Annotated in this window: 6 protein-coding genes; 1 reads left to right on the top strand and 5 read right to left on the bottom strand. The window is 74.8% G+C overall.

The window, feature by feature from the left end:
- Window positions 1-3 precede the first annotated feature (3 nt).
- The 5 genes from KME79_RS02760 to KME79_RS02740 are packed head-to-tail and all read right to left on the bottom strand — an operon-like array spanning window position 4 to window position 24,049.
- Window positions 4-9,942 (bottom strand): non-ribosomal peptide synthetase, encoded by a 9,939-nt coding sequence (locus KME79_RS02760; protein ID WP_219543185.1) that lies wholly within the window; start codon window positions 9,940-9,942, stop codon window positions 4-6.
- Window positions 9,943-9,956: 14 nt separating this feature from the next.
- A complete protein-coding gene (locus KME79_RS02755) occupies window positions 9,957-16,382 on the bottom strand; it encodes a non-ribosomal peptide synthetase (protein WP_219543184.1) in 6,426 nt (2,141 codons plus the stop codon).
- Window positions 16,372-20,397, bottom strand: coding sequence for a non-ribosomal peptide synthetase (locus tag KME79_RS02750; RefSeq protein ID WP_219543183.1), 4,026 nt, complete (start codon window positions 20,395-20,397; stop codon window positions 16,372-16,374). Before KME79_RS02750 ends, KME79_RS02755 begins: the two co-directional genes overlap by 11 nt.
- Window positions 20,394-22,163 carry a carbamoyltransferase family protein gene (locus tag KME79_RS02745; protein WP_219543182.1) on the bottom strand — a complete coding sequence of 590 codons (1,770 nt, stop codon included), beginning with the start codon at window positions 22,161-22,163 and terminating at the stop codon, window positions 20,394-20,396. Before KME79_RS02745 ends, KME79_RS02750 begins: the two co-directional genes overlap by 4 nt.
- On the bottom strand, window positions 22,160-24,049 hold the full coding sequence (locus tag KME79_RS02740) for an amino acid adenylation domain-containing protein (protein ID WP_219543181.1): 1,890 nt from the start codon (window positions 24,047-24,049) through the stop codon (window positions 22,160-22,162). Before KME79_RS02740 ends, KME79_RS02745 begins: the two co-directional genes overlap by 4 nt.
- A 195-nt stretch (window positions 24,050-24,244) precedes the next feature.
- On the opposite strand from KME79_RS02740, the gene KME79_RS02735 reads away from it, so the two are divergent.
- Window positions 24,245-25,468, top strand: coding sequence for an MFS transporter (locus tag KME79_RS02735; RefSeq protein ID WP_187281040.1), 1,224 nt, complete (start codon window positions 24,245-24,247; stop codon window positions 25,466-25,468).
- The last annotated feature ends 6 nt before the right edge of the window (window positions 25,469-25,474 follow it).

The following is a 25,474-nucleotide window of genomic DNA, read 5'->3' as shown; positions in this document are numbered from 1 at the left end:
GCTTCATGCCTCCCGGCAGTGTCCGGCCACGATCGGCCCGATCAGGGCCATCGCCTCGGCCCTGGCCATGGCGTCGTGGTCGCAGTCGATCTCGTGTACGGCCAGCCGTCCCGCCACGTGCGGCGCCCAGATCCCGGCCGCCGACAGCCCGGCCGGCCAGGTCCGGGTGGCGACGAACAGGTGAGCGTCGCCGTCGTAGCGGCCGGGCCGGTGGGTGTCGAGCAGCTTGGAGTTGCGCAGCACGGTCTCCGTCATCGACGCGACGAGCTCCTCGTCGAGGTCGGCCGCGTAGCCGACGGAGTCCATGAGCAGGGCGCGGGCCTCGGCGGCGTCCTCGATGCCCGGCCGCTCCGCGCCCGAGAAGGCGGGATAGCCGTCGAGCAGGGCCAGCAGCCCGACCTCACCCGGCAGCCGCTCGGCCATGGCGTGCGCCACCAGGCCGCCGAACGACCAGCCGAGCAGGTGGTAGGGCCCTTCCGGCCGCACGCGGCGGATGACCTCCAGGTAGCGCTCGGCCATCTCGGCCACCGAGCCGGGCTGGTCGGGTCCGGTGGCCTGCAGGCCGTAGACCGGCCGGTCCGGTTCGATGTGCGGCAGCAGGCTGCTGTAGCACCAGCTGACGCCGCCGACGGGATGCACGCAGAACAGCGGCGGCAGCGTGCCCGAGGGCCGCAGCGGCAGGAGCACGTCGAACGGGTCGTCGCCGGCGCCGCCGCCGGACAGGCGCTCGGTCAGTTCGGCCACCGTGGGCGCGGCGAACAGGTCGCGGATGCTCAGCGAGGCGCCGAGCGTCGAACGCGCCCTGCTGATCAGCCGGGCGGCCAGGATGGAGTGGCCGCCGGCGGCGAAGAAGTTGTCGTCGACCCCGAGCTCCGGCCGCTCCAGGACCTCGGTGAACAGGCCGAGCAGGGTGTGCTCGCGCGGGGTGCGCGGCGGCCGGTGCCCGGTGCGCGGTGGTTCCGGCAGCGCCCGGCGGTCGAGCTTGCCGTTGGCGTTGAGCGGCAGCTCGGGCAGCGGCAGGTAGGCGGCGGGCAGCATGTGGGTCGGCAGGTGGGCCAGGGCGTGGCTGTGCAGCCGCGCCGGGTCCGCGTGCTCGGGGGTCACGTAGGCCACGAGCTGGTCGTCGCGGACGATGACCGCCGCCTGGGCGACGCCGGGCGCCTGCCCGAGCGTGTTCTCGATCTCGGCCAGCTCGATGCGGTGGCCGCGCAGCTTGACCTGGTTGTCGGCCCGGCCGACGAACTCCAGCGCGCCGTCGGCCCGCCGCCTGGCCTGGTCGCCCGTGCGGTACCAGCGCCGCCCGCCGGGGGCGGCCACGAAGCGCTGGGCGGTCAGGCCCGGCCGGCCGAGGTAGCCGCGGCCGACGCCGGGGCCGCCGATGTACAGCTCGCCGCGCACGCCGGGCGGCACCGGCAGCAGGTTGTCGTCGAGCAGCAGCACCTCGGTGTTGGCCAGCGGGTGGCCGATCAGCGGGATGTCGCCGTCGCGCACCCGGTATCCGGTGCTGTCGTTGGTGCACTCGGTCTGGCCGTAGTAGTTGTAGCTGTCGGTGACGGGCGCTTCCCGCATCGACCGCCACAGCCCCGCCGAGACCGCCTCGCCGCCGACCATCAGCGCCTTCGGGTGGTGCCTGCCCGGCGCGAACAGCCCGGCCGCGACCAGTTGCTCCATGAAGACGGGGGTGAGGTCGACGAAGCCGACGCGGTGCACGTCGATGTAGTCGACCAGGTCCTCCGGCGTCCGGCGGGTGACGTCGTCGATGACGTGCAGCTCGTGGCCGTCCATCAGCCACAGCATCGAGTCCCACGAGGTGTCGAAGGTCAGCGGCACCACGAAGCCGATGCGCAGCCGCTCGCCGCGGGCCGCGGTGAACAGCCCGTGCCGGTGCGCGCCGAGCAGGTGCGCCAGGCCGCCGTGTTCCAGCACCACGCCCTTGGGCCGCCCGGTGGAACCGGAGGTGTAGATGACGTAGGCGGCGTGCCCGGGGCGCGGCGGCGTGCCCGGGTCGTGGCCGGGGCCGTCGGGCACCTCCTCCAGCAGCACCGTCTCCAGCAGCGCGGTCCGCTCGTACGGCACCGCGCTCTCCCGCGTGGCCAGCACCAGCAGCGGTCGCGCGTCGTCCAGCGTGTAGGCGATGCGCTCCGCCGGGTGCTCCAGGTCCAGCGGCAGGTAGGCGGCGCCCGCCTTCAGCACGCCCAGCACCGCCGCGATCATCTCGGCGCCGCGGGGCAGTGCCAGCGCGATCAGCTGCTCCGGTCCCGCGCCCCGGGCGCGGAGGTGGTGGGCGATGGCGTTGGCCCGGCGGTTGAGCTCGGCGAAGCTCCACCGGCGGTCACCCGCCACGACCGCGACGGCGTCCGGGGTCCTGGCGGCCTGCCGTTCGAAGCTCTCCGGCACGGTCAGCTCCGGCGGCTCGATCCGGGGACCGCGCGAGCGGGCGAACTCCAGCTCCACCTCGTCGAACGTGAGCACGGGCAGCGCCCCGACGCGGGTGCCCGGGTCCTCGACGGCGGCCTCCAGCAGGCGCAGCAGGCGCTCGGCCATGGACTCGGCCGTCGAGCGGTCGAACAGGTCGACGGCGTACTCCAGGTAGGCGTCCATCCCCTCGGGGCGGCCGCACTCGTCGTAGCGCTCGATGACGTCGAGGGTGAGGTCGTAGTCCGCGGTGCCGTGCCGTACCGGCTCGTGGGCCGAGCGCACGCCGGGGAAGGACAGGTCGGCGGCGGCGTTGTTCTGGAAGACCAGCAGCACCTGGAAGAGCGGGAAGCGGGCGAGCGTCCTGGTCGGGTTGACCGCCTCGACGACCCGCTCGAACGGGGTCTCCTGGTGCTCGTAGGCGGCCAGGTTCGCGTGCCGCACCCGGGCGAGCAGCTCGCCGAAGCTCGGGTCGCCCGAGGTGTCGGTGCGCAGCACCAGCGTGTTGATGAAGCAGCCGACCAGGTCGTCGAGACTCTCGTCCGTACGGCCGGCCACCGCGGTGCCGATCGGGATGTCGCTCCCCGCGCCCAGCCGGGTGAGCAGCGCGGCGAGCGCCGCCTGCGTGACCATGAAGAGGCTGACGCCGTGCTCGCGCGCCACCTCGGCCATGCGCCCGTGCACCCCGGCGGGGATGGTGAAGGGCACGGTGTCGCCGCGGTAGCTGGCGATGGCCGGGCGCGGCCGGTCCGTGGGCAGCTCCAACTGGTCGGGCAGGCCCTCCAGGGTGGTGCGCCAGAAGTCCAGGTGGTCGTCGCCCGGGTCCTGCCAGAGCGCGAAGTCGGCGTAGCGCACCGGCAGCGGCCGCCAGCCGGGAGCCCGGTTCTCCAGCCTGGCGCGGTAGGCCTCGGCCAGGTCGCGCGCGAGCGGCGCCATCGACCAGCCGTCGCAGGCGATGTGGTGCACGACCAGGAGCAGCACGTACTCGTCCGCCGCCGGCTGGAAGAGCCTGGCGCGCAGCGGCGTCTCGCGGGTCAGGTCGAAGCCCTGCGAGGCGACGTCGGTCAGCAGGCCGGGCAGGTCGTCCTCGGTGACCGGCTCGGGAGCCAGGCCGAGGACGGCGGGGGCGAGAATCCGCTGGTACGGACCGCCGGCGTCCTCGGGGAAGACGGTGCGCAACGGCTCGTGCCTGGCCACCACGTCGGTGAGCGCGGCGGCCAGCGCGGTGGTGGCCAGCGGCCCGCGCAGCCGCAGGCAGGTGAGCGTGTTCTGGGCGTGGTCGCCCGCGTCCTCCAGCCGGTTCAGGAACCACAGGCGGCGCTGGGTGAAGGACAACGGCAGCCGGTCAGGCCGGGCCATCGGGCGCAGCGCGGGCCTGGCGTCCTCGCGCAGCACCTCCGCCAGCCCCGCCACGGTCGGATGGTCGAACAGGTCGCGGATGGTCAGCGTCGCGCTCAGCGCGCCCCGGATGCGGCTGATCAGCCGGGTGGCCAGGATGGAGTGGCCGCCGTTGGCGAAGAAGTCGTCGTCGATGCCCAGGTGGGTGGCGTTGAGCGTGTCGTTGAACAGCCGCAGCAGCGTCTCCTCGCGCGGCGTGCGGGGCGGCCGGTGCCGGGTGGCCGGCGGCTCGGGCAGGGCGGCCTTGTCGAGCTTGCCGTTGGGGGTGAGCGGCAGCGCGTCCAGCGGCAGGATCGCCGCGGGCAGCAGGTGGGTGGGCAGCTGGGTGCGGGCGTGCGCCATGACGGCGGCCGGGTTGGCGCGCGCGGGCACGACGTAGGCGATCAGCTGGTCGCCCCGGGAGATCACCGCCGCCGAGGTGACGCCGGGCGCCCGGCCCAGCGCGTGCTCGATCTCGGCCGGTTCGATGCGGTGGCCGCGCAGCTTGATCTGGTCGTCGGCGCGGCCGAGGAACTCCAGCGCGCCGCCGGGCAGCCGCCGGGCCAGGTCGCCGGTCCGGTAGAGGCGGGCGCCGCCGTGCCAGGCGACGAAACGCGCCGCGGTCAGCCCCGGCCTGCCGAGGTAGCCGCGGCCGACGCCGGGGCCGCCGACGTACAGCTCGCCGCGGCTTCCGGGGGGCACCGGCTGGAGGGCGGCGTCCAGCAGGTGCGCCTGGACGCGGGGCAGCGGGTGGCCGATGAGCATCGTGCCCGGCTCGCAGCGCCAGGCGGTCGCGTCGACGGTCACCTCGCTGGGACCGTACGCGTTGATCATCGTGCGGCCGGTGGACCACCACTCCATCAGCCCGGCCGGGCAGCCCTCGCCGCCGACGACGAGCACGCGCAGGTCGGGGAACGGCTCGCGCGGCACGGTGGCCAGGATCGCGGGCGGCACGTGGGCCAGGCTGACCCGCTGCTCCCGCAGGAAGGCGCCGAGCTCCTCGCCGGTGTACGTGGCCGGCGCGACCACCAGGCAGCCGCCGCGCGTGAACGCCGTCGCCAGTTCGGAGACCATCACGTCGAAACCGGGAGAGACGAGCTGCAGCACCCGGTGCGCGGGCCCGCCCGCGGCGTCCAGCCGCTCGCCCAGGTTGGCCGTCAGGTTCGCCAGACCGCGATGCTCCAGCACGACGCCCTTGGGGGTGCCGGTGGAACCCGAGGTGTAGACGACGTAGGCCGCCGTCTCCGGCGTCAGCGGCGTGCCCGGGTCGTGGTCGGGTCCGCCGCCCAGCTCCTCCACCAGCAGTCTGCGCTCGTACGGCACGTCCGCCGCGCGGCAGGTGAGCAGGAGCCCGGGCCGGGCGTCGCGCAGCGTCGACGCGACGCGCTCGGCGGGGTGGCTCACGTCGATCGGCAGGTAGGCGGCGCCGGCCTTGAGCACGCCCAGGATGGCGGCGATCAGCTCGGCCGAGCGCGGCAGGGCGAGCGCGACCACGCTCTCCGGTCCGGCGCCCGCCGCGATCAGGTGGTGGGCGATCCGGTTGGCCTCGCGGTCGAGCTCGGCGTAGGTCCACGTGGCCGTTCCGGCGACGAGCGCCGGGGCGTCCGGCGTACGCGCGACATGGCCGGAGAAGACGTGTGGCAGCGGTTCGGGGCCCGCGTCGCGGCGGGGGCCCTCCGCCCAGCCGCTCTCCTCGGCGCTGAGCAGCGGCAGCCGCGAGACCGGCTCGGCCGGGCCGGCGACGGCCGCGCCGAGCAGCCGCGTCAGCCGGGCCGCCATCGCCTCGGCCGTCGGCCGGTCGAACTGCTCGCACGCGTAGTGCAGCGCGCCGTGCAGCCTGCCGCCGGTCTCGTGCACGGCGAAGGTCAGGTCGAACTGGGCTGTGGGCACCCGGGTGTCCAGGCGCTCCACGTCCAGGCCGGGCAGCGTCCAGACGTCGCGGCGCTCCTCCTTGGAGTAGGTGACCAGCACGTCGAACAGCGGGTTGCGGCCGGGCACGCGCACCGGGTTGAGCCGCTCGACGATGCGCTCGAAGGGGGTGTCCTGGTGGGCGAACGCCTCCAGGACGGTCCGCCTGGTGCGCCGCAGCAGCTCGGCGAAGTCCGGGTCGCCCGTGGTGTCGCCGCGCAGCACGAGGGTGTTGACGAAGAAGCCGATCAGCGGCTCGGTGGCGGGGTGGTCGCGGCCGGTGACCGGGGTGCCCACGGCGACGTCGTGCCGGCCGGTCAGCCGCGACAGCAGCGCGTGCACGGCGGCGAGCAGCACCATGTAGACGGTGACGCCGTGCTCGCGGGCGAGCCGGTGCATGCCGTCGGCGGGCAGGTCGAGCGGGACGTGGTCGCCGTGCCCCGCGACCGTGTGCGAGCGCGGCCGGTCGGCGGGCAGGTCGAGTGGTTCCAGGCCGGCCAGCCGGGCCGTCCAGTGCTCCAGGCTTCCCGGCTCGGCCGCGGACCGCTGGTGGACGGCGTGGTCGGCGTACTGGACGTCGAGTCTCGGCAGCTCGCGGCCCTGGTAGAGGGCGGCCAGCTCGTCCCACAGGACGGGCAGCGACCAGCCGTCGCAGGCGATGTGGTGGAAGACCAGCAGCAGCACGTGGGCGCCGTCCGGCTCGCGGTGCAGCCTGGCCCGCAGCACGGGCCCGCGCTCCAGGTCGAAGGGCTGCTCCAGGGCGTCGTCGAGCCCGTCGCCCAGCTCGACCGGGGCGGGCGGGTCGATGACCTGGCGGGGCCGGCCGTCGGTCTCGACGTAGCGGGTGCGGAGGATCTCGTGCCTGGCGACGACGCCGCTGAGCGCGCGGGCGAGGGCGGCCCGGTCGAGCGGGCCGCGCAGCCGTACCGAGACCGGCATGTTGTAGGCGGTGCTGGCGGGCGCGAGCTTCCACAGGAACCAGAGCCGTTCCTGCGCGAACGACAGCGGCAGCGCGCTCTCGCGCGGTGCCGGCTCGATCGGGGCGGGCGCCGGGCGGGCGGCGGCGACGCGGGCGGCCATGGCGGCCACGGTCGGCGCCTCGAAGACGGTGGTGACCGGGAGGTCGGCGCCGAGCTCCTGCCGCAGCGCGAACCGGAGCCGCGTGGCGAGCATGGAGTGGCCGCCGAGGTCGAAGAAGTCGTCGTGCGCGCCGATCTCGGCGCCGGGAGTGCCGTCGAGGTCGAGCACGCGCCGCCAGATCGCGGCCACGGCCACCTCCAGCTCGGTGCGCGGCGCCTCGTAGGCGGCCCGCCTGCCCTGCGTCCCCGGGCCCGGGTCCGGCAGGCGCGAGCGGTCGACCTTGCCGCTCAGCGTGCGCGGCAGCGCGTCCACCAGGACCACGGACGACAGCCACATCGGCCGCGGCAGCCGCTCGTTGCAGAAGTCGCGCAGCGCGGCGGCGTCCGCTGCGCCGTCCGGCACGGCGTAGCCGACCAGGCGGTGGTCACGTCCGTCCGGCCAGGCCAGCACGTGGCAGTCGGCCACCGCGGGATGCGCGCGCAGGACGGCGCGCACCTCGCCGGGCTCCACCCGGTGCCCGCGGATCTTCACCTGGTCGTCGTCACGGCCGAGGAACTCGATGGCGCCGTCGGGCAGCCGCCGCCCCCTGTCCCCCGTCCGGTACAGGCGTGAGCCGGGCGTCGCGGCGAACGGGTCGGGCACGAAGCTCGCGGCGGTCGCGGCGGGCTGGTTCGCGTAGCCGCGCGCGACGCCGGGGCCGCCGACGTGCAGCTCGCCCACGACGCCGATCGGCACCTGGCGGCCGTGTTCGTCGAGCACGTGGACGGCGGTGTTGGCGGCGGCGAGGCCGACGGGCACGATCCCCGAGACGGTGCGGGCGCCCCGGCGCGCCTCGTGGATGGTGCTGTCGATGGTGGTCTCGGTGGCGCCCCACGCGTTCAGCACCCGCACCCGGGGGCCGAACGTCGCCATGAGGGCGTCGCAGTCGGCCACCGGCAGGGCGTCGCCGCCGGAGACCAGCAGCCGCAGCTCGGGCAGCTCCGGTCCGCCGGCCGCCACGTGTCCCGCCAGGCCGTGCAGGACGGCGGGGATGCTGTCGAACGCCTCGATCCGCTCGGCGGCCAGCGCGCCGGCCAGCGCGGCCGGGTCGAGCGCCAGGGCGCGCGGCGCGATCACCAGGCTCCCTCCGAAGGTCAGGCTCCTGACCACGTCACCGAGGAAGACGTCGAAGGACGGGCTGGCGACCGTCAGCCAGCGGCGGACCGCGAGCTCGCGGGCGGCCCAGTCGGCCCGGAGGTTGGCCAGGCCCCTCCTGGTGCCCATGACGCCCTTGGGCGTGCCGGTCGAGCCCGAGGTGTGGATGACGTAGGCCAGGGCGTCGGGGGGGACCCGCCGTCCGGGCCGGTGCGCGGGCCGCCCGGCCGCCCCGGCGACGTCGGCGACGCGCCAGGGCCCCGGCGGGACGGCCGCGCCGAAGCCGGGGCCGGTCAGCACGACCGCGGGGGCGACCCCGGCGAACATGGCGGCCAGCCGGTCCGCGGGCTGGTCGGGGTCGACGGGGAAGAAGGCGGCGCCCGCCTTGAGCACGGCCAGCGGGGCGATCACCGAGTCGGGGCCGCGGCCCGCACAGACCGCCACCACGTCGTCGATCCCGGCGCCGAGCTCGGCGATCAGGTGGGCGAGCCGGTTGGCCCGCTCCTCCACCTGGCCGTAGGTCAGCCGCTGCTCGCCGCACACCAGGGCCAGGTCGCCGGGCGCGGCGTCGGCGCAGGCCTCGAAGCGCGCCTCCAGCCCGGTCTCCGGGTCGAAGGCGAGCCCGGTGGAGTTCCATCCGGCCAGCCGCCGCCGTTCGGCCTCGCTGATCAGGTCGTACGCGGAGACGGGGCGGTCGGGGTCGGCCGCGGCCTGCCGCAGCAGCTCGGCCAGCTGACCGGCCAGGCGCTCGGCGGTGCCCGGGTCGAACAGCTCCGCGTCGTACTCCAGTGTGCCCGCGAAGGAGTCGTCCAGGCTGAAGGTCAGGTCGAACAGGGCGCCGCCGCCGTCGCACGGGTACGGCTCCACCGCCAGCCCGCCGAGCTCGGGCCGCGCGCCCGCCGCGTCGCTGTCGCCGGTGACCATGACGTCGAACAGCGGGTTGCGCCCGGCCTCGCGCACCGGGTTGAGCCGCTCGACGACGCGCTCGAACGGGATGTGCTGGTGGGCGAAGGCGTTCAGGACGCTTTCCTTGGTCCTGGCCAGCAGCTCGCGGAAGGTGGGGTCGCCGGCCGTGCCGGTCCTGACGACCAGCGTGTTGACGAAGAAGCCGATCAGCGGCGCGACGTCCTGCCGATCCCGTCCCGCTGTCGGGGTGCCCACGGCGATGTCGTGCTGACCGGTCACCCGCGACAGCAGTGCCTGGACCGCGGCGAGCAGCACCATGAACGGGGTCGAGCCGTTCCGCCTGGCCAGCTCGCGCAGCCGTGCGGCGCTGTCGCCGGGCACCCGGACCGGCACGAGCTGCCCCCGGTGGGCGGGTTCCGGGGGGCGCGGCCGATCCAGCGGCAGGGCCAGTTCCTCCACCCCGGCCAGTTGGCCGCACCAGTGGTCCAGCCCGTCGCCGCCGGACTCGGCACGCTGGCGGTGGGCGTGGTCGGCGTACTGGATGTCCAGCGCGGGCAGGTCCTGGCCGCGGTAGAGCGCGTCCAGCTCCCGCCACAGGATGGGCAGCGACCAGCCGTCGGCGGCGATGTGGTGGAGGACCAGGAGCAGCACGTGGTCGTCCGGCGCCAGCCGGAACAGGGTGGCGCGCAGCACCGGACCGTGCTCCAGGTCGAACGGGGCCGCGCACTCGCGGTCGGCCAGCCGGCGCAGCTCGCCCTCCGTCACCGGGACGACCGGCAGCCCGACAGGGGCGGCGGGGTCGACGACCTGGGCGGGCACGCCGCCCTCCGCGACGTAGCGGGTGCGCAGGATCTCGTGTCTGGCCACCACCCCGTCGACCGCCCGGCCCAGCGCCTCGGCGTCGAGCGGGCCGCGCAGCCGTACCGCGGCGGGGGCGTTGTAGGCGGAGCTGTCCGGAGCCATGGACCACAGGAACCACAGCCGTTCCTGCGCGAAGGAGAGGGCCGGCGGCTCGCCGGTGCGCGGCGCGCGCGGCCGCCGCTCGCCTGCCAGCCGCTCCAGCAGGAGCTTGCGCCGCTCCGGCGGCAGCTGCGCGATCCGCGCGGCGAAGGTCTCCGACATGCGTGCGGGTCCTCTCATGACTCGGACGGCAGGAGCCGCGCGAGCTCGTCGTCCGGCAGGGCCAGGACGAGCCGGTCGAGCTCCACGGCGAGACGTACGGCCAGCGCCGAGATGCGGGGTTCGGCCAGGATCTGCTTGATGCCGAGATCCACGCCGAACGCGGTGCGGATGCGGAAGGCGATCTGGACGGCGTCGAGCGAGTTGCCGCCGAGCTCGAAGAAGTCGTCCTCCACGCCGGGCCGCTCGATCTGCAGCACGTCGCGCCAGATGTCCGCGATCGCCTCCTCGACGGGGTCGCGGGGCGCCACGTAGGGGGTGCGGGCGGCGGGCCGGTCGGCGTCGGGGACCGGGAGCGCGGCGCGGTCGATCTTGCCGTTGGGGTTCAGCGGGAGCCGGTCCATGATCATGACGGTGGTGGGGACCATGTGCTCCGGCAGCCGTTCGGCGAGGTGGCCGAGCAGTTCCTCGGCGCTGACGGCCGCGTTCGGCTGGACGTAGGCGAGAAGCCTGCCCGCGGGCGCGGTCACCACGCAGGTGGCCACCGCCGGGTGCGCGGCCAGGGACGCCTCCACCTCGCCCAGCTCCACCCGGAAGCCTCTGACCTTGACCTGGTGGTCGCGGCGGCCGAGGAACTCCAGCGTGCCGTCGGGCCGCCAGCGGGCCAGGTCGCCGGTGCGGTAGAGCCGGGCCCCCGGCGTGCCGGAGAACGGGTCGGCGACGAAGCGGTCGGCGGTCAGGCCGGGCCGCCGCCAGTAGCCGACGGCCACGCCGGGGCCGCCCAGCCACAGCTCGCCCGGCACGCCGACAGGGGCCGGGGAGAGGGTCGTGCTCACGACCCAGGCCTGGGTGTTGGCGATCGGCGGGCCGATCTGGCCGTTGGTGGCGGGGATGTCCGCCAGCGGCAGGCAGGTGGAGATGCTGGTCACCTCGGTCGGGCCGTAGATGTTGTGCAGCCCGGGGTGACCCGCCTGGCGCAGGCTGGCCAGGTTGACGCGCTCGCCACCGATGTAGACCTGGCCGACGGTGGAGAACACGGCGGGCTCGGCGCCGACCGCCGAGTTGAACAGCGCGGTGACCAGGGCGAGCGTGGTGACGCCTTCCGCCTTGACCAGCTCGGCCAGGCGGGGCGGCGACAGCACCGTCTCGTTGGGGACGATCACCAGGCGGCCGCCGTTCAGCAGCGCGCCCCACAGCTCGAACAGCAGCGGGTCGAAGGAGGCGTTCGACAGCTGGGCCACCACGCTGTCGGGGCCGAGCCGCACGTAGTCGGTGCCGCACACCAGGCGCACGATGCCGCGGTGCGCCACCGCGACGCCCTTGGGCCGGCCGGTGGAGCCGGAGGTGTAGACGACGGTCGCCACCCGGTCGCCGCCGCCGTGACCCGTCCCTTCCACCGTGCCGGTCTGCTCGGCGATGTCCTCCAGGGGCATGCCCTGTCCTTCGGAGAGCGGCAGGCCGGCCAGCAGGCGGCGGTGCCCGAGCACCACGCCCGCGCCGGTGTCGGCCAGCATGAACGACAGCCGCTCCGGAGGGTAGGACGGGTCGAGCGGGACGTACGACCCGCCGGCCCGCAGGATGCCGACGATCGCCGCGACCAGGTCGGCCGAGCGCTCGGCGCACAGTCCCACCAGGTCGCCAGGCCGCACGCCCGCCTCGCGGAGCCGCCCGGCGACCGCTCCCGCGCGCTCCCACAGCCGCGCGTAGCTCAGCCGGACCTCTCCGTCGGCCACGGCCACGCTTCCGGGCCGCAGTTGTACGTGCTCCGCCACCAGCTCTTCCAGCGACCGCTCCAGCGGCGCCGGGCGTTGGGTGGCGTTCCAGCGTTCCACCTGGGCCCGCTCGGCCGGGGCGGCCAGCGGCGCGGCGGCGACCGGCGACCGCGGGTCGGCGACGACCTGGTGCAGGGCGGTCAGGTAGTAGTCGCGGATGCGGCGGACCTGCTCGGGCGCGAACTCGCCGGAGTGGAAGTCGAGCCCCATCAGCAGCCCGGTGCCCGAGCGCGGGTTGCGCAGGAAGCCGCAGACGAACGGGTAGTTGGTCGGTTCGACCCGGACCGTGGTGAAGGCGTCCAGCTTGGGGTCGACGAAGGCGACCTCGCCGCCGTCGAGCACGTCCTTGAGCACGTGGAAGTGGTTGTAGACGAAGTGCGTCTCGTACAGTGGGCCGCCGCCCGCGAGCTGCTGGATCCGCGACATGGGGAAGCGGCGGTGCGGCAGCAGGGCGTTCTCCTCCTCGAAGACGGCCCTGATGAGCTCGGCCCAGGTGCCGCCGACCCGCGCCCTGATCGGCAGCGAGTTGAGGAACAGGCCGCGCGACTCGGTGCCGTCGGCCTCCTCCAGCCGCCCGTTGAACGCCATGCCGGTGACGACGTCCTCGGTCCCCGCCAGGTAGGCGAGCACGCGCAGGTGCACGGCCAGCAGCACGCTCTTCAACGGCACCCCGAGCTGTTCGGCGGTCCGCTCCAGCCCCTGGCAGAGCTCGGCCGGGATCTTGGTCTCGCGCCAGGCGTAGAACTCGCTGCTGCCCTCGGGGAGGGTCCAGTCCTCCACCGCGTACGCCGGGGCGGTCTCCTCGGCGGGGCAGTCCGCCGGCCAGCGGGGCAGCTCCAGCCGCTCCAGGCCGGCCAGCCGCTCGGTCCACCAGGCACGCTCCTGCGGCGACTCCACCGTCCGTCGTTCCACCTCGACGAAGTCGCGGTACGTGGAGGCCGGAGGCGGCCCGGCCGCGGCGGCGGGGTCCTTCAGCAGGGCGAGGTACCGCTCCAGGATCTCGGCGATCGTGGAGTGCAGGCTCCAGCCGTCGAGGATGGCGTGGTGCTCGACCAGCGTCCACTGGAAGCTGTCGTCGCCGCGCCGGTGGACGAAGAAGCGCCACAGCGGGGGCCTGGCCAGGTCGAAGGGTCGCCCGCGTTCCCGGTCGACCAGCTCGCCGATGATCCGCCCCTGCTCCTCGGCGTCCATCCCGCGCAGGTCCGCCACCTCGATCGGCAGCTCGGCGGCGCGGTGGACGAGCTGCAGCATGTCGCTGTAGCCGCTGAGGTGGAACGAGGTCCGCAGGATGTCGTGGCGCGCCACCACCTGCGCGGTCGCCTCGCGGAACGCGCGCTCGTCCCACGGCGCCCGCAGGTGGAAGCTGTCGACGTTCTGGTAGAGCATGCGGTCGTCGGACTCCATGTGGAAGACCATCCCGACCTGCAGCGCCGCCATCGGGTACGCGTCCACCACGTCCTCGGGCAGCCTGGCCCTGTCCTCCTCCGACACCAGCGCGTACCGCTCCCGCTCCCGCGCCACCGGCGCGGCGGGCGTGATGCCGGTGGCCAGCTGCGCCACGGTCGGCAGCTGGAAGAGCCGCTGCAGCTCGAAGTCGAGCCCGCGCTCGCGGGCCAGCGCCAGCACCTGGACGCTGCGGATGGAGTCGCCGCCCAGGTGGAAGAAGTTGTCGGTGACGCCCACCCGTTCCAGTTCGAGCACCTCGGCCCAGACGGCGGCCAGCACCCGCTCGGTCTCCGTGCGCGGCGCGACGTAGGCCCTGCCCAGCGCGGGCCGCTCCTCGGCGGGGTCGGGCAGCGCGGCCCGGTCGATCTTGCCGTTGCGGCTCTGCGGCAGTTCGTCGAGGATGATCACGACCGAGGGGACGAGGTGCGCGGGGAGCCTGGGCTCCAGGAACTCGTGCACATCCTCGACGCTCAGCTCGCCGCGCGACTCGACGTAGGCGACCAGGCGCCGCTCCGGCGAGCCGTGCGCGACGACGACGCACCGGCCTGCCCGGGGGTGCTCGCAGACGGCGGCCTCGACCTCGCCCGGCTCGATGCGGAAGCCGCGGATCTTGAGCTGGTGGTCGGCGCGGCCGTGGAACTCCAGCGTGCCGTCGGGCCGCCAGCTCGCCAGGTCGCCGCTGCGGTACATGCGCGCCCCCGGCCGGCCCGAGAACGGGTCCGGCAGGAAGCGCTGGGCGGTCAGGTCGGGCCGCTTCCAGTAGCCGCGCGCCACGCCGTCGCCGCTGACGTGGATCTCACCGATCACCCCGGCCGCGACCGGCAGCCCGTCGCGGTCCAGGACGTGGATGCCCAGGTCGGGCAGGGGCACGCCGATCGGGCTCGTCCGCCCGGCCAGCAGTTCACCGGTGAGCGGGGCGTAGGTGCTGTGCACGGTGGTCTCGGTGATGCCGTACATGTTGACCAGCCGCGGGGCGTCCTCGGGGTGGCGCTGCCACCAGCGCCGCACCGAGTCCCGGTCGAGCGCGTCACCCGCGAAGACGACCAGCCGCAGCGCCAGCTCGGCGGCCCGGCGCTCGTCCACGCCGACGAACTGGCGGAAGACGGCCGGGGTGGCGTTCAGCACGGTCACCCGTTCGCGGGCCACGAGGTCGTAGTACGCCTCGGGCTCGCGGCTCTCCCAGTGGCTCACGACGACCAGCCGGCCGCCGGTGGCCAGGCAGTTCCACACTTCCCAGACGGAGACGTCGAAGGAGCTGGAGTGCAGGAGCGTCCAGACGTCATCGGGGCCGAAGCCGTAGGCGGGCCGGGTGCTCTCCAGCAGCCTGACCACGTTGTGGTGGGTGACCATGACGGCCTTGGGCGTGCCGGTGGAGCCGGAGGTGTAGATCAGGTAGGCCAGGTCGCCGGGGTCCGGCCCGGGGCCGTCGTAGTCCACCTCGGCGGCCGGCGCGTCGGCCAGGACCGTGCGGTGGTCCCCGTCCGGCAGCTCGACGCCGCGCTGCGTGACCACGATCTCCAGCTCGGCGTCGGCCAGCATGAACGCCAGCCGCGCCGCCGGGTAGGCGGGGTCGAGCGGCACGTAGGCCGCGCCGGTGCGCAGGATGGCGAGCATCCCGACGACGAGCTCCGCGCTGCGCCGGCAGGCCAGGCCGACCAGGTCGCCCGGCCCCGAGCCCAGCCGCGCGGCCAGGGCGCCCGACCGCTCCCACAGCTCGGCGTAGGTGAGCCGCAGCGGCCCGTCGGTGACGGCGACGGCGTCCGGCCGCGCCCTGACCTGCTCGGCGACCAGGCCGGGCAGGGTCGTGCCCGGTTCGATCCGGCGGGCCGGGCCGGACCAGCCTTCGATGAGCCGCCGTTCGGCTTCCGGCAGCGCGCTGATGTGCGAGACGGGCAGGTGGGGCGCGGCCAGCAGCCCCGCGAGCAGGGTCTGCCACTGGTCGGCCAGCCGCCGCGCGGTCCCGGCGTCGAACAGCGCGGTCGCGTACTCCAGCTCGACGCGCAGCTCGCCGTCGCAGTCGACCACGGTGACGGTGAGGTCGAACTTGGCGGTGCCGGTGTCGGCGGGCAGTTGGACCGCCTCGGCGGCGCCCAGCCGCCAGCGGGAGCGCTCCTGCCTGTGCAGGCCGAACTGCACCTGGACCAGGGGCGGGTGTGACAGCTCGCGCTCCGGCTGCAGCGCGTCGACCAGCGCCGCGAACGGCACCTGCTGGTGCGCCTGCGACTGCGCCGACGACTCGCGCACCCGCTCAAGCAGCTCGGTGAAGGTGGGGTCGCCGCTCAGGTCGGCCCGGACGACGAGCGTGTTGACGAAGAAGCCGACGAGCTCCTCCAGCTCGGGAGCCGGTCTCCCGGCCACCGGTGTGCCGATCACCAGGTCGGTGCGCCCGCTCCAGCGTCCGAGCACCAGCGCGAAGGCCGAGAAGAGCACCTCGAACACGGTCGCGCCGGACGCCCTGGCCAGGTCGCGGACCCGCTCTGGGGCGGGGAGAAGGAAGTGCTCGGTGGCGCCGCCGTACTCCTGGACCGGCGGGCGGCGCCGGTCGGCGGGCAGTTCGAGCAGCGGCGGCAGGCCCTCCAGGTGCTGACGCCACCAGGCCAGCCCGTCCTCCAGCGGCCTGGCCCGCTCCCACGCCGCGTAGTCGGCGTACTCGACGGGAGGCACGGCGGGCTCGCCGCCCGCCAGCTCGTCCAGCAGCAGCCCGAGCGACCAGCCGTCGACGGCGATGTGGTGGAAGGAGATCCACAGCAGGTGGTGCTCCGCCGTGTGGCTGATCAGTCCGGCCCGCATCAGCGGCGCCGCCGTCAGGTCGAAGGGCTCCCTGACCCGCTCGCCGGCGAGCGCCGTGGCGGCCTGCCAGGCGGACGCCTGCTCGTGGCTCCACGGGACGCCGGCCCGCTCGTGGACCCGCGTGCGCGGACGGCCGCCGGCGCCCACGGTGAAGGCGGTGCGCAGCACCGCGTGCCGGTCGGCCAGCCCCTGTACGGCACGGCGCAGCTCTTCCACGTCGGCGGGACCGTGCAGTTCCAGCAGCACGGGCACGTTGTAGAGGGGGGTGCCGGGCCGCCACTGGTCGAGGAACCACAGCCGCTCCTGGCCGGACGACAGCGGATCGTCGCCCGGCCGCCTGCGCGGCACCGCCGGCGGGGCGCCGGCCGCGTCGCCGAGGCCGGCCTCGGCGAGCAGCTTGTCGATCAGCAGCTCCTGTGCGCGGTCAGTGTGCATCTGCGATCTCTTCCTCCGCGCCCACGCGGGCGTGCCGTACCTGCAGGACGATGGCGGCTATCCGGTCCAGCCGGTCGGGATCCGCCTCGCGTAACGCGGCGGCCAGACGCCGGACGGTCTTGTGCCGGAACAGGTCGCGGACCGACATCGAGGTGCGCAGGGCGCGCTCGGCCCGGGTGGTGACCTTGACGGCGTGCAGCGAGTGGCCGCCGAGTTCGAAGAAGTCGTCGGTGACGCCCAGCCGCTCCAGGCCGAGCACCTCGGCCCAGACCTCGGCGAGCAGTTCCTCCACCGGGCCCGCGGGCGCGACCGCCGCCGCCTCGGCGCGCCGCTCCTCCGGCGCGGGCAGCGAGGACGTCTCGACCTTGCCGTTGGGATCGAGCGGCATCCGGTCCACCAGGATCACCTGGGCGGGCACCAGATGGTCGGGCAGCTCGCGGGCCAGGGCCTCGCGCACCGCTCCGGCCGTCAGCCCGGTGTCACCGCCGGGCTGGACGTAGGCGATCAGCTCCACCGGGCCGTCCTGCGGGGTACGCGCGACGACGGCGCGGGCGCGCACCCCGGGCAGCGCCGACAGGGCCAGCTCGACCTCGCCGGGCTCGACGCGGAATCCGCGGATCTTCAGCTGCCTGTCGATGCGGCCGAGGAATTCGAGGGTCCCGCCGGGCGTCCAGCGCACGAGGTCGCCGGTGCGGTAGAGCCGTCGCCCCGGCTCGCCGGAGAAGGGGTCGGCGACGAAGGCGCGGGCGGTGGCCCCGGGCCGCCGCCAGTAGCCCCAGGCCACGCCGGGTCCGCCGAGCCACAGCTCGCCCGGCACGCCCACCGGGGCGAGGTCGCCGGTGTCCAGGTCGACCACCCGGGCGGTGGTGCCGGAGATCGGCCGGCCGATGGGGCCCCGGGTCGTGGGCGGCTCGGCGAGCGGCTGCCAGGTGGAGAAGGTGGTGACCTCGGTCGGGCCGTAGATGTTGTGCAGGTGGCGCGGGCCGCGCCCGCCGCGCAGCACCTCGCCCACCCGGGCCACGTCGAGCGCCTCGCCGCCGAAGTACAGGTGGTCGACGGTGGCGAAGGCGCCCGGCTCCTCGCTGGTGACGGCGTTGAACAGGGCGGTGGTGAGGAAGAGCGTGGTGACGTGCTCGGCCCTGAGCAGCTCGGCCAGCGCCGGCGGCGACAGGACCGCGGCGGGCGGGACGACGACCACCCTGCCGCCGTTGGCCAGCGCGCCCCAGACCTCGAAGGTGATGGCGTCGAAGGAGGCGTTGGACAGCTGGGCGAGCACGGTCGTGGTGTCGAGCGGGACGTAGTCGGCGCCGCTCACCAAGCGGGCGATGCCGCGGTGCGGGACGACGACGCCCTTGGGCCGGCCCGTGGAACCGGAGGTGTAGATGACGTAGGCGGCGTCCTCGGGACGGATCGGCACCTCGGGCGCGGTCGCCGGGGCCACACCGTCGATCGGGATCGTCTCGATTCCCGTCCCGGGCAGCGCGGCGAGCAGGTCGCGGTGGCCGACGAGCGTGCCCACGCCGGTGTCCTCCACCATGAAGGACAGCCGGGCGGCCGGGTAGGAAGGGTCGAGCGGCACGTACGCCGCACCGGCGCGCAGGATCGCGAGCATGGCGACGACCAGGTCGGCGCCGCGGTGGCAGGCCAGGCCGACCAGCTGTCCCCGGCGGGGGCCGAGGCGCGCGGCCAGCGCTCCCGACCTGGACCAGAGCTCGGCGTAGGTGAGCTTGACGGGACCCGCCGAGACGGCCACCGCGTCGCCGCGATCGGCCACCTGCCGGGCGACCAGCTCCGGGATCGTGACCCGGCTCGCCGGCCGGTGCGTCTCGTCAGCGGCGCGGGACCAGCTCGTGAGCCGGCGCCGCTGGTCGGCGGGCAGCGAGCCGATCCGCGACACCGGCTCCCCGGGCGCCGCCAGCAGCCCGCGCACCAGCTCCAGCCACTGTCCGGCCAGGCGGTCGGCCGTGGCCTCGTCCAGCAGGTCGGCGGCGTACTCGACCTCCAGCGCCATCTCCCCCGGCGCCTCGTGCAGGGTGAGCGTGAGGTCGAACTTGGCCGTCCCGGTGTCGGCGTGCCGCAGCCGTGCCGCCAGCCCGTCGGCCAGTTCCCAGTCGTGATGCGAGGGCCGGTAGTGCGCGAAGGCCACCTGGACCACCGGCGCGTGGCTCAGCGCCCGCTCCGGCTGCAGCGCCTCCACCAGCAGGGCGAACGGCAGCTCCTGGTGGCCGAGCGCGGCGGTCGCGCTGTGCCGTACCCTCTCGACGAGCTGCGCGAAGCTCGGGTCGCCGCCCACGTCGGCGCGGACGACCAGGGTGTTGACGAAGAAGCCGACGAGCGGCTCCAGCTCGGGCAGCGGCCTGGCCGCCACCGGGGTGGCGATGGGCAGGTCGCTCCGTCCCGTCCAGCGGCGCAACAGCAGCGCGAAGGCCGACAGCGCCACGTCGAACACGGTCGCCGAGCGCGACCGCGCGAAGTCCGCCAGCGCCGAGGCCAGGTCCGGCGGCAGCACCCGGCGTCTGGTGCCGCCGAGGAAGCTCTGCACCGCCGGGCGCGGCCGGTCACCAGGGAGCTCCAGCACCGGCGGCAGCCCCGCCAGGTAGGAGCGCCACCATCGCAGGTCGTCGGCGACGGGACGGCCGCGCTGCCAGGCCGCGTAGTCGGCGTAGCCGAACCCGTCCGGCGGCGGCAGCGGCAGCCCGCGGTAGGCCGCGCCCAGGTCGTCGAGCAGGTGACCCAGCGACCAGCCGTCGACGGCCAGGTGGTGGATGCACAGGTACAGCAGGTGCCGGTCCGCCGCGAAGCTGACCAGCCCGCCCCGGATCAGCGGCGGGACGCTCAGGTCGAACGGCTCGGCGACGTGTTCGCGCACCAGCCGCCAGGCGTGCGCCCGGTCGTCGGCCTCCTCCCGCCGCCACGGCACCTCGGCGTCGCGGGTCAGCGGCCGCGGCCGGCCGTCCACGCTCTCGAACGCGGTGCGCAGCGCCGGATGGCGGCCCGCCACGCGCTGCAGCGCCTCCCCCAGCCGGCCCGGATCCACCGGTCCGGTCAGCTCCAGCACCAGCGGCACGTTGTAGAGGGCGGTGCCGGGACGCCACTGCTCCAGGAACCACAGGCGCTCCTGCTCCAGCGACGCCACGGCGGGCCCGGACGCGCCGGTCAGCGGGCGGGCCGGGCCGGCCGCGGCGCGTTCGACGACCTTGGCGCAGGCGGCCAGCGTCGGGGCGGTGAACAGCTCGTCGAAGTGCACCTCGACGCCGAAGGCCGCGCGGATCCTGCTCAGGGCCATGGCGGCCAGGATGGAGTGGCCGCCGACGGCGAAGAAGTCGTCGTCCACGCCGACCCTGGGGACCTCCAGCACCTCGGCCCAGATGGCCGCCAGCTTCCGCTCGGTGGGGGTGCGCGGGGCGACGTAGGGGATCTCGTCCCAGTCCCGGGGCGCCGCCACCGGTTCGGCGGCGACCACCACATCCGCCAGCGGCGCGTCCGGCTCCTCGGCCAGGAGCAGCAGGAGCGTCTCCAGGCGGTCCAGGTGCCAGCGCATCGCCGGCTCGGTGTAGCGGTCGGCGTCGTAGTCGCACTCCAGCAGCCAGCCGTCCGCGGCGTCGGCCAGCAGGAACACGCAGTCGCAGTCACGCAGCTCCAGTGCCACCCGCTGGGCCTCGGCCCGCCCGATCCCGGCCGCCACCAGCACCCGGGGCTCGTCGTCCCGGTCTGCGCTCAGCCGGGTGCCGTCGCGCGAGGCGGAGCTCAGCAGATCGCTCAGCCGGGTGCCGGGACCCACGGCGGATCTCAGTGCCACCAGCCCGGCGTCCGCCGCGCCCACCGTGCCCACCGTGCCCACCGTGACCTCGTCCGAGTCCGGCGCGGCGATCAACGCCATCGCCGCCGCCGCGAGCCAGGCCAGGGGCGTCCCCGGTGCGGCCGGGACGGAGAGGCCGGCCGACAGGTGCCCGCGGACGTAGCGGGGCCGTACGGTCGGCGCGACGTCGGCCGGGAGCGTGGTCGCGCGGTTCACGACGTGCCCCCCGGCAGCACCACGTGGTCGCCGATGACCAGCCGGTCCAGGCCCGCGCGCAGGAAGGTGTCGACCGCCTCGCGCGGCGTGCGCACGATCGGCTGGCCGCGCATGTTGAACGAGGTGTTCAGCAGCACGGGCATCCCGGTGCGCGCGCCGAAGGCCTCCAGGAGTCCGTGCAGGAGAGGGTTGGCGTCGGGCCCGACCGCCTGGACCCGGGCGGTGCCGTCGACGTGGGTGACGGCGCCCAGCCGGTCGCGGTGCTCGGGGCGGGTGCGCGTGGTGAACAGCATGTGCGCGTACTGCCGTTCCCGCCCGCGCCCGATCTCGAAGAACGTCGACGCGTCCGCCTCGGTCACCACCGGGGCGAAGGGCCTGAAGTCCTCCCGCTTCTTGATCAGGTTGTTGATGTGGTCGCGCATGCGCGCCTCGCGCGGGTCTGCCAGGATGCTGCGGCAGCCCAGCGCGCGCGGGCCGAACTCCATGCCGCCCTGGAACCAGGCCACCACCTCGCCCCGCTCCAGCGCCTCGGCGGTCTCCGCCAGCAGCTCCGCCTCGTCCGTCACCCGCCGGGCCCGCACGTCCTCCCTGGCCGCCAGGTGCTCGGCGATCTCGCCGGACTCGTACGCGGTGCCCCAGTACGGCATCCGCATCGGCTGGATCGGCGTCTCCGGCTTGCGCGTCGCGTGCAGGTAGAGCGCCGAGCCCACCGCCGTCCCGTCGTCGCCCGCGCCCGGCGGCACGAAGACCCGGTCGAACAGGCGGCTGCGCAGGATGAGCCCGTTGGCCGTGCAGTTGAGCGCGACACCGCCCGCGTAGCACAGGTCCCGCAGCCCGGTCTGGCGGCGGAAGTGCCGCAGCACGTGCAGCAGGCAGTTCTCCAGCGCCGCCTGCGCCGCCGCCGCGACGTCCATGTGCCGCCGCTCGATCGGCCCGCCCGGCTCCCTGGCCGGTCCGAACGTCTCTTCCAGTACGGCCAGCACGCCCCGGTGCGTCTCGCGTTGCAGCAGGTCGCCGTCGCGGGCCAGCAGCGGGAGGGCGAACTCGGGGCCGGGGCGCAGGCGCACCAGCTGCCGCATTTCGCGCTCGTAGCGGGTGCGGTCGCCGTACGACGCCAGGCCCATCATCTTGTACTCGTCGAGAGCCATCTCGAAGCCCAGGTACAGGGTGAACACGCCGTAGAGGGTGCCGAGCGAGTGCATGGCGGGGACCGTGTGCAGGACCTCCAGTTTGCCGCCGGTCCCCGCGAGCACGGTCAGGCTCTCGGTCTCGCCCCGGCCGTCGGCCACGAGCACCAGGCAGTCGTCGAACCCGCTCACGTAGTAGGCGCTGGCCGCGTGGGCCAGGTGGTGCGGGACCGGCGTGAAGCGGGAGCGCACCGCCGCGCCGGGGAAGTGCTCGGCGAACCAGCCCACCTGGCGTTCCGGGTCGTACACCTCCGTGAAGCGCCTGGCCAGGTAGCCGTCGCCGGACTCCAGCTCGGACCGCTCGTGGGCGAAGCCGTGGCCGATCAGGTCCAGGTCGTCCAGGCCAAGCCCGGCCCTGTCGAGGCAGAACTTGATGGCGTTGACCGGGAAGCTCCCGGTGGACTTGTCTCCGGTGAACCGCTCCTCGGCCGCGGCGGCCACGATCCGGCCGTCCACGACCAGCGCGGCGGCCGAGTCGCGGCCCTGGCTGATGCGGTACTCCCGCTCCGACAGCCCCGGCAGTTCGCGCCGCTTGAACTCCTCGGAGTCGTGCAGGCCACTGATACCCAGGATTCTCATCGCGCCTCCACGAGGGTCTCCGCGTGCGTCTGGAGCGCGGACCTGTCGATCTTCTGGCTGCCCGTCAGGGGAAGGGCGGGCAGGATCGCGACGTGCTGCGGCATCAGCGCGCGCGGGAGCCACTGCTCCAGGTGCTCCCGCAGCTCGGCCCCGCGCAGGCCGTCCGCCTGCGCGTACAGCACCAGCCGCTTGTCGTTGGCGCCGTGCTCCACCACCACCGCCGCCGCCCTGACGACCTGCCGGTGCCGCTCGGCGACGGCCTCGATCTCCTCCAGCTCGACGCGCTGGCCGCGCAGCTTCACCTGGTGGTCGACGCGGCCGTGGTAGGCCAGCGTGCCGTCCTGGCGCCACGCGCACAGATCGCCGGTCCGGTACACCCGGCCCAGGCCGGGATGCTCCTGGAAGACGGCGGCCGTCCGCGCCGGGTCGCCGACGTAGCCGAGCGCGAGCTGCGGGCCGCTCAGCACCAGCTCGCCGATCTGCCCGACGGGGGCCGCGCGGTCCCACTGGTCGAGCACGGCGGCGCGGATGCCGGGCAGCGGCCTGCCGATCGGCACCGGGTCCGCCGGCGGATCGGGCACGTGATGGAGGACCGTGTAGATGGTGGTCTCGGTCGGCCCGTAGCCGTTCCACACGCGGGCTCCGGTGCGCTGCAGCCCGGCGGCCAGGGCGGCGCTGAGCGCCTCGCCGCCCGCGATGACGTCCGCGCCGGCCAGGCTGCCCGGCTCCAGGTACGGCACGGTCATCCGCCAGGTGGTGGGCGTGGCCTGGACCAGGTCCAGGCGCCTGCCGGAGAGCCAGGCCGCCAGCCGTTCCGGGTCCCGCTGCAGGTCCTCGCCGACCAGCAGGAGGCGGCCGCCGGTCGCGAGCGGCAGGAAGATCTCCATGGTCGACATGTCGAACGTCAGCGTGGCCATGCAGGTGACGCGCGGACGGTCGGCGCCGATCAGGTGAGCGATGGCGCCCACGCAGTGCCGCAGCGCGGCGTGCGGGATGGCGACCGCCTTCGGCGTGCCGGTGGAACCCGACGTGGACAGCGCGTAGGCGACACCGTCGTGCTCCACCGGAAAGTCCGGCGGTGCGACCGCGGCTCCGGCGCCGGTGTCCAGGCTGAGCTGGACGCAGCCGGGGACGTCGACGCCGGACGGCAGCACCGCGAAGCGCGCTCCCGCCGCCTCAAGCTGGCGGCCCAGCCGGAGCGGCGGGTGCGCCGGGTCGAGCGGCAGGAACCCTGCGCCCAGCGACCAGGTGGCCAGCAGCGCGGCGATGGTCTCGATCCGGCGCGGCAGGCCGATGCCGACCAGGTCGCCCCGGGCGACCCCGGCCCGCGCGAAGCCCGCGGCGACGGCCGCCGTCAGCTCGCCGAGCCGCCGGTACGTGACGACCTCGCCACCCTGCTCGACGGCCACCTCGCCGGGCCGGGAGACCATGTGCTCCCGGATCATCGACGCCACGGTGCGGTCGGTGTCCCAGGCGCGCTCGGTGTGGGCGCCCGCGACGACGCGCTCGTCCTCCTCACCCCACAGCCACGCCCGCCCCGCCGGCTGCTCGGCATCCGCGGCGAGGACGGCGGCCAGGTGCCCGCGCAGCAGCGGCTCCGCCTCGACGGAGCGGGCGCCGAGGTCGGCCACGACAGTCCGCCCGCCCGCGCTCACCGGCACCACAGGACCGGCCACCCCGGGCACGGCCGCGGCGTGACCGGCCACCGCGCTCAGGGGCGCCCGCCACGGCAGCCGGACCTCGTGCCCGCAGATCTCACCGCTCAGCTCATCAGCGCCGGCCCGGCGGGCGAGCACCACCAGCCCGGCCGCCGCGACCACCGCACCGGAAGGGACGTCGAGTTTATCCGCGAGCCGTTCCGCGGCCTCGAATATCTGATTTTCCATGTGGACCACGCCAATTCGCAAGAGTGGGAATTCCACGAAACTCCGCGTGCTGAGCAGGAAGCTATCCCGGGGTCGCGCCCCGCCACGAGCAGGGGGACGGCAAGGTGGCAAGTTCGCGCCAGGTTGGGCCGGGCCGCCTCCGGCCGGTGTTACAGTGACGCCCGATAAGCAGCCGCGATGGGAAGAGAGCCGAAAATGGCGCAACTACTCAAGCGCCCGCAGATGCGCTTCTACATTCTCGGTGACGTGCTTTCCAATCTCGGCGACTACGCGCTATTCCTGGCAATGGCCATTTGGGTGAAAACGCTCACGGGAAGCACGCCGGCCGCCGGGCTCGTCATGTTCGCCTTCGCCGGCGGCAGCCTGGTGTTACCCCTGTCGGGCCTGCTGGTGGACCGCTTCCGCCGCCGCCCGCTCCTGGCCGCCTCGTACCTGTCCTCGGCGGCCGTCGTCCTCCTGCTCCTGCTGGTCGACGACCGGGACGACGTCTGGCTCGTCTACGTGATCATGTTCCTGTACGGCGCGCTGGGCAGCGTCACCGGACCCGCGCAGAACGCCCTCCTGCCCGCCGTCGTCCCGGAAGACCAGCTCGGCGACGCCAACGGCACGGTGCAGGCGATGCGCGGCCTCCTGCGGGTGTTCGCCCCGATCATCGGCGCCGGGGTGTTCGTCTGGCAGGGCGCCCAGGTCGTCGTGGTGATCGACGCGGTGGTCTTCGTCGTGGCGGCCGTGGCCGTACTCCTCATCCGGGTCTCCGAGCCGCGCCCCACCAGGACCGGCCAGTCGCTGATAGCCGAGACCACGGGCGGGCTGCGCTTCCTGCGCGACGCCGCCAACCTGCGCAGGCTCGTCATCGCCTGCGCGCTCACGATGCTCGTCATCGGCTTCTTCGAGTCCATCGCCATCGCCGTCGTCACCGAGGGGCTGGCGCGCCAGGCCACCTTCCTCGCCGTGCTCGCCGGGGCGCAGGCGGTCGGCACCATCGCCGGCGGCGCGCTCGCGGGCGGGGTGATCCGCCGCGCCGGCGAGCGCGGGCTGGTGGTCGTCGCGCTCGTCATGGTCGGCGCGAGCAGCCTGCTGCTGACCGTGCCGATCGCCCCGGTGGTCATCGCGGGCATGCTGGTGCTGGGCGTGGCGGCGCCGTGGATCGTCATCGGCGCCACCACCTCGCTCCAGCGGCGCACCCCGGAGGATCTGCGCGGACGCGTCTTCGCCGCGTTCGAGTTCGGGGTGACCGTGCCGCAGGTCGCCTCCATCGCCGTGGGCGCCAGCTTGATCGCGGCTCTCGACTACCGGGTGATGCTGGGCGTGGTCTGCGCGGTGGTGCTGCTGGCGGCGCTCGTCCTCGGCACCGGCCGCCCGGACGAACCGCCGGCCGCGGAGTCGCCGGACGCCGAGCAGGACGCGGTCACCCGCTGAGACAGC

The sequence above is a fragment of the Nonomuraea harbinensis genome (assembly GCF_019396385.1).
Lineage (GTDB): Bacteria > Actinomycetota > Actinomycetes > Streptosporangiales > Streptosporangiaceae > Nonomuraea > Nonomuraea ferruginea.
This window is presented reverse-complemented; position numbering and strand designations above follow the sequence as displayed.

Bases quoted from the DNA above. Each gene is read 5' to 3' on its own strand.
- KME79_RS02735 (WP_187281040.1), top strand. From the start codon at position 24,245: ATGGCGCAACTACTCAAGCGCCCGCAGATGCGCTTCTACATTCTCGGT.
- KME79_RS02760 (WP_219543185.1), bottom strand. From the start codon at position 9,942: ATGTCGGAGACCTTCGCCGCGCGGATCGCGCAGCTGCCGCCGGAGCGG.
- KME79_RS02740 (WP_219543181.1), bottom strand. From the start codon at position 24,049: ATGGAAAATCAGATATTCGAGGCCGCGGAACGGCTCGCGGATAAACTC.
- KME79_RS02755 (WP_219543184.1), bottom strand. From the start codon at position 16,382: ATGCACACTGACCGCGCACAGGAGCTGCTGATCGACAAGCTGCTCGCC.
- KME79_RS02745 (WP_219543182.1), bottom strand. From the start codon at position 22,163: ATGAGAATCCTGGGTATCAGTGGCCTGCACGACTCCGAGGAGTTCAAG.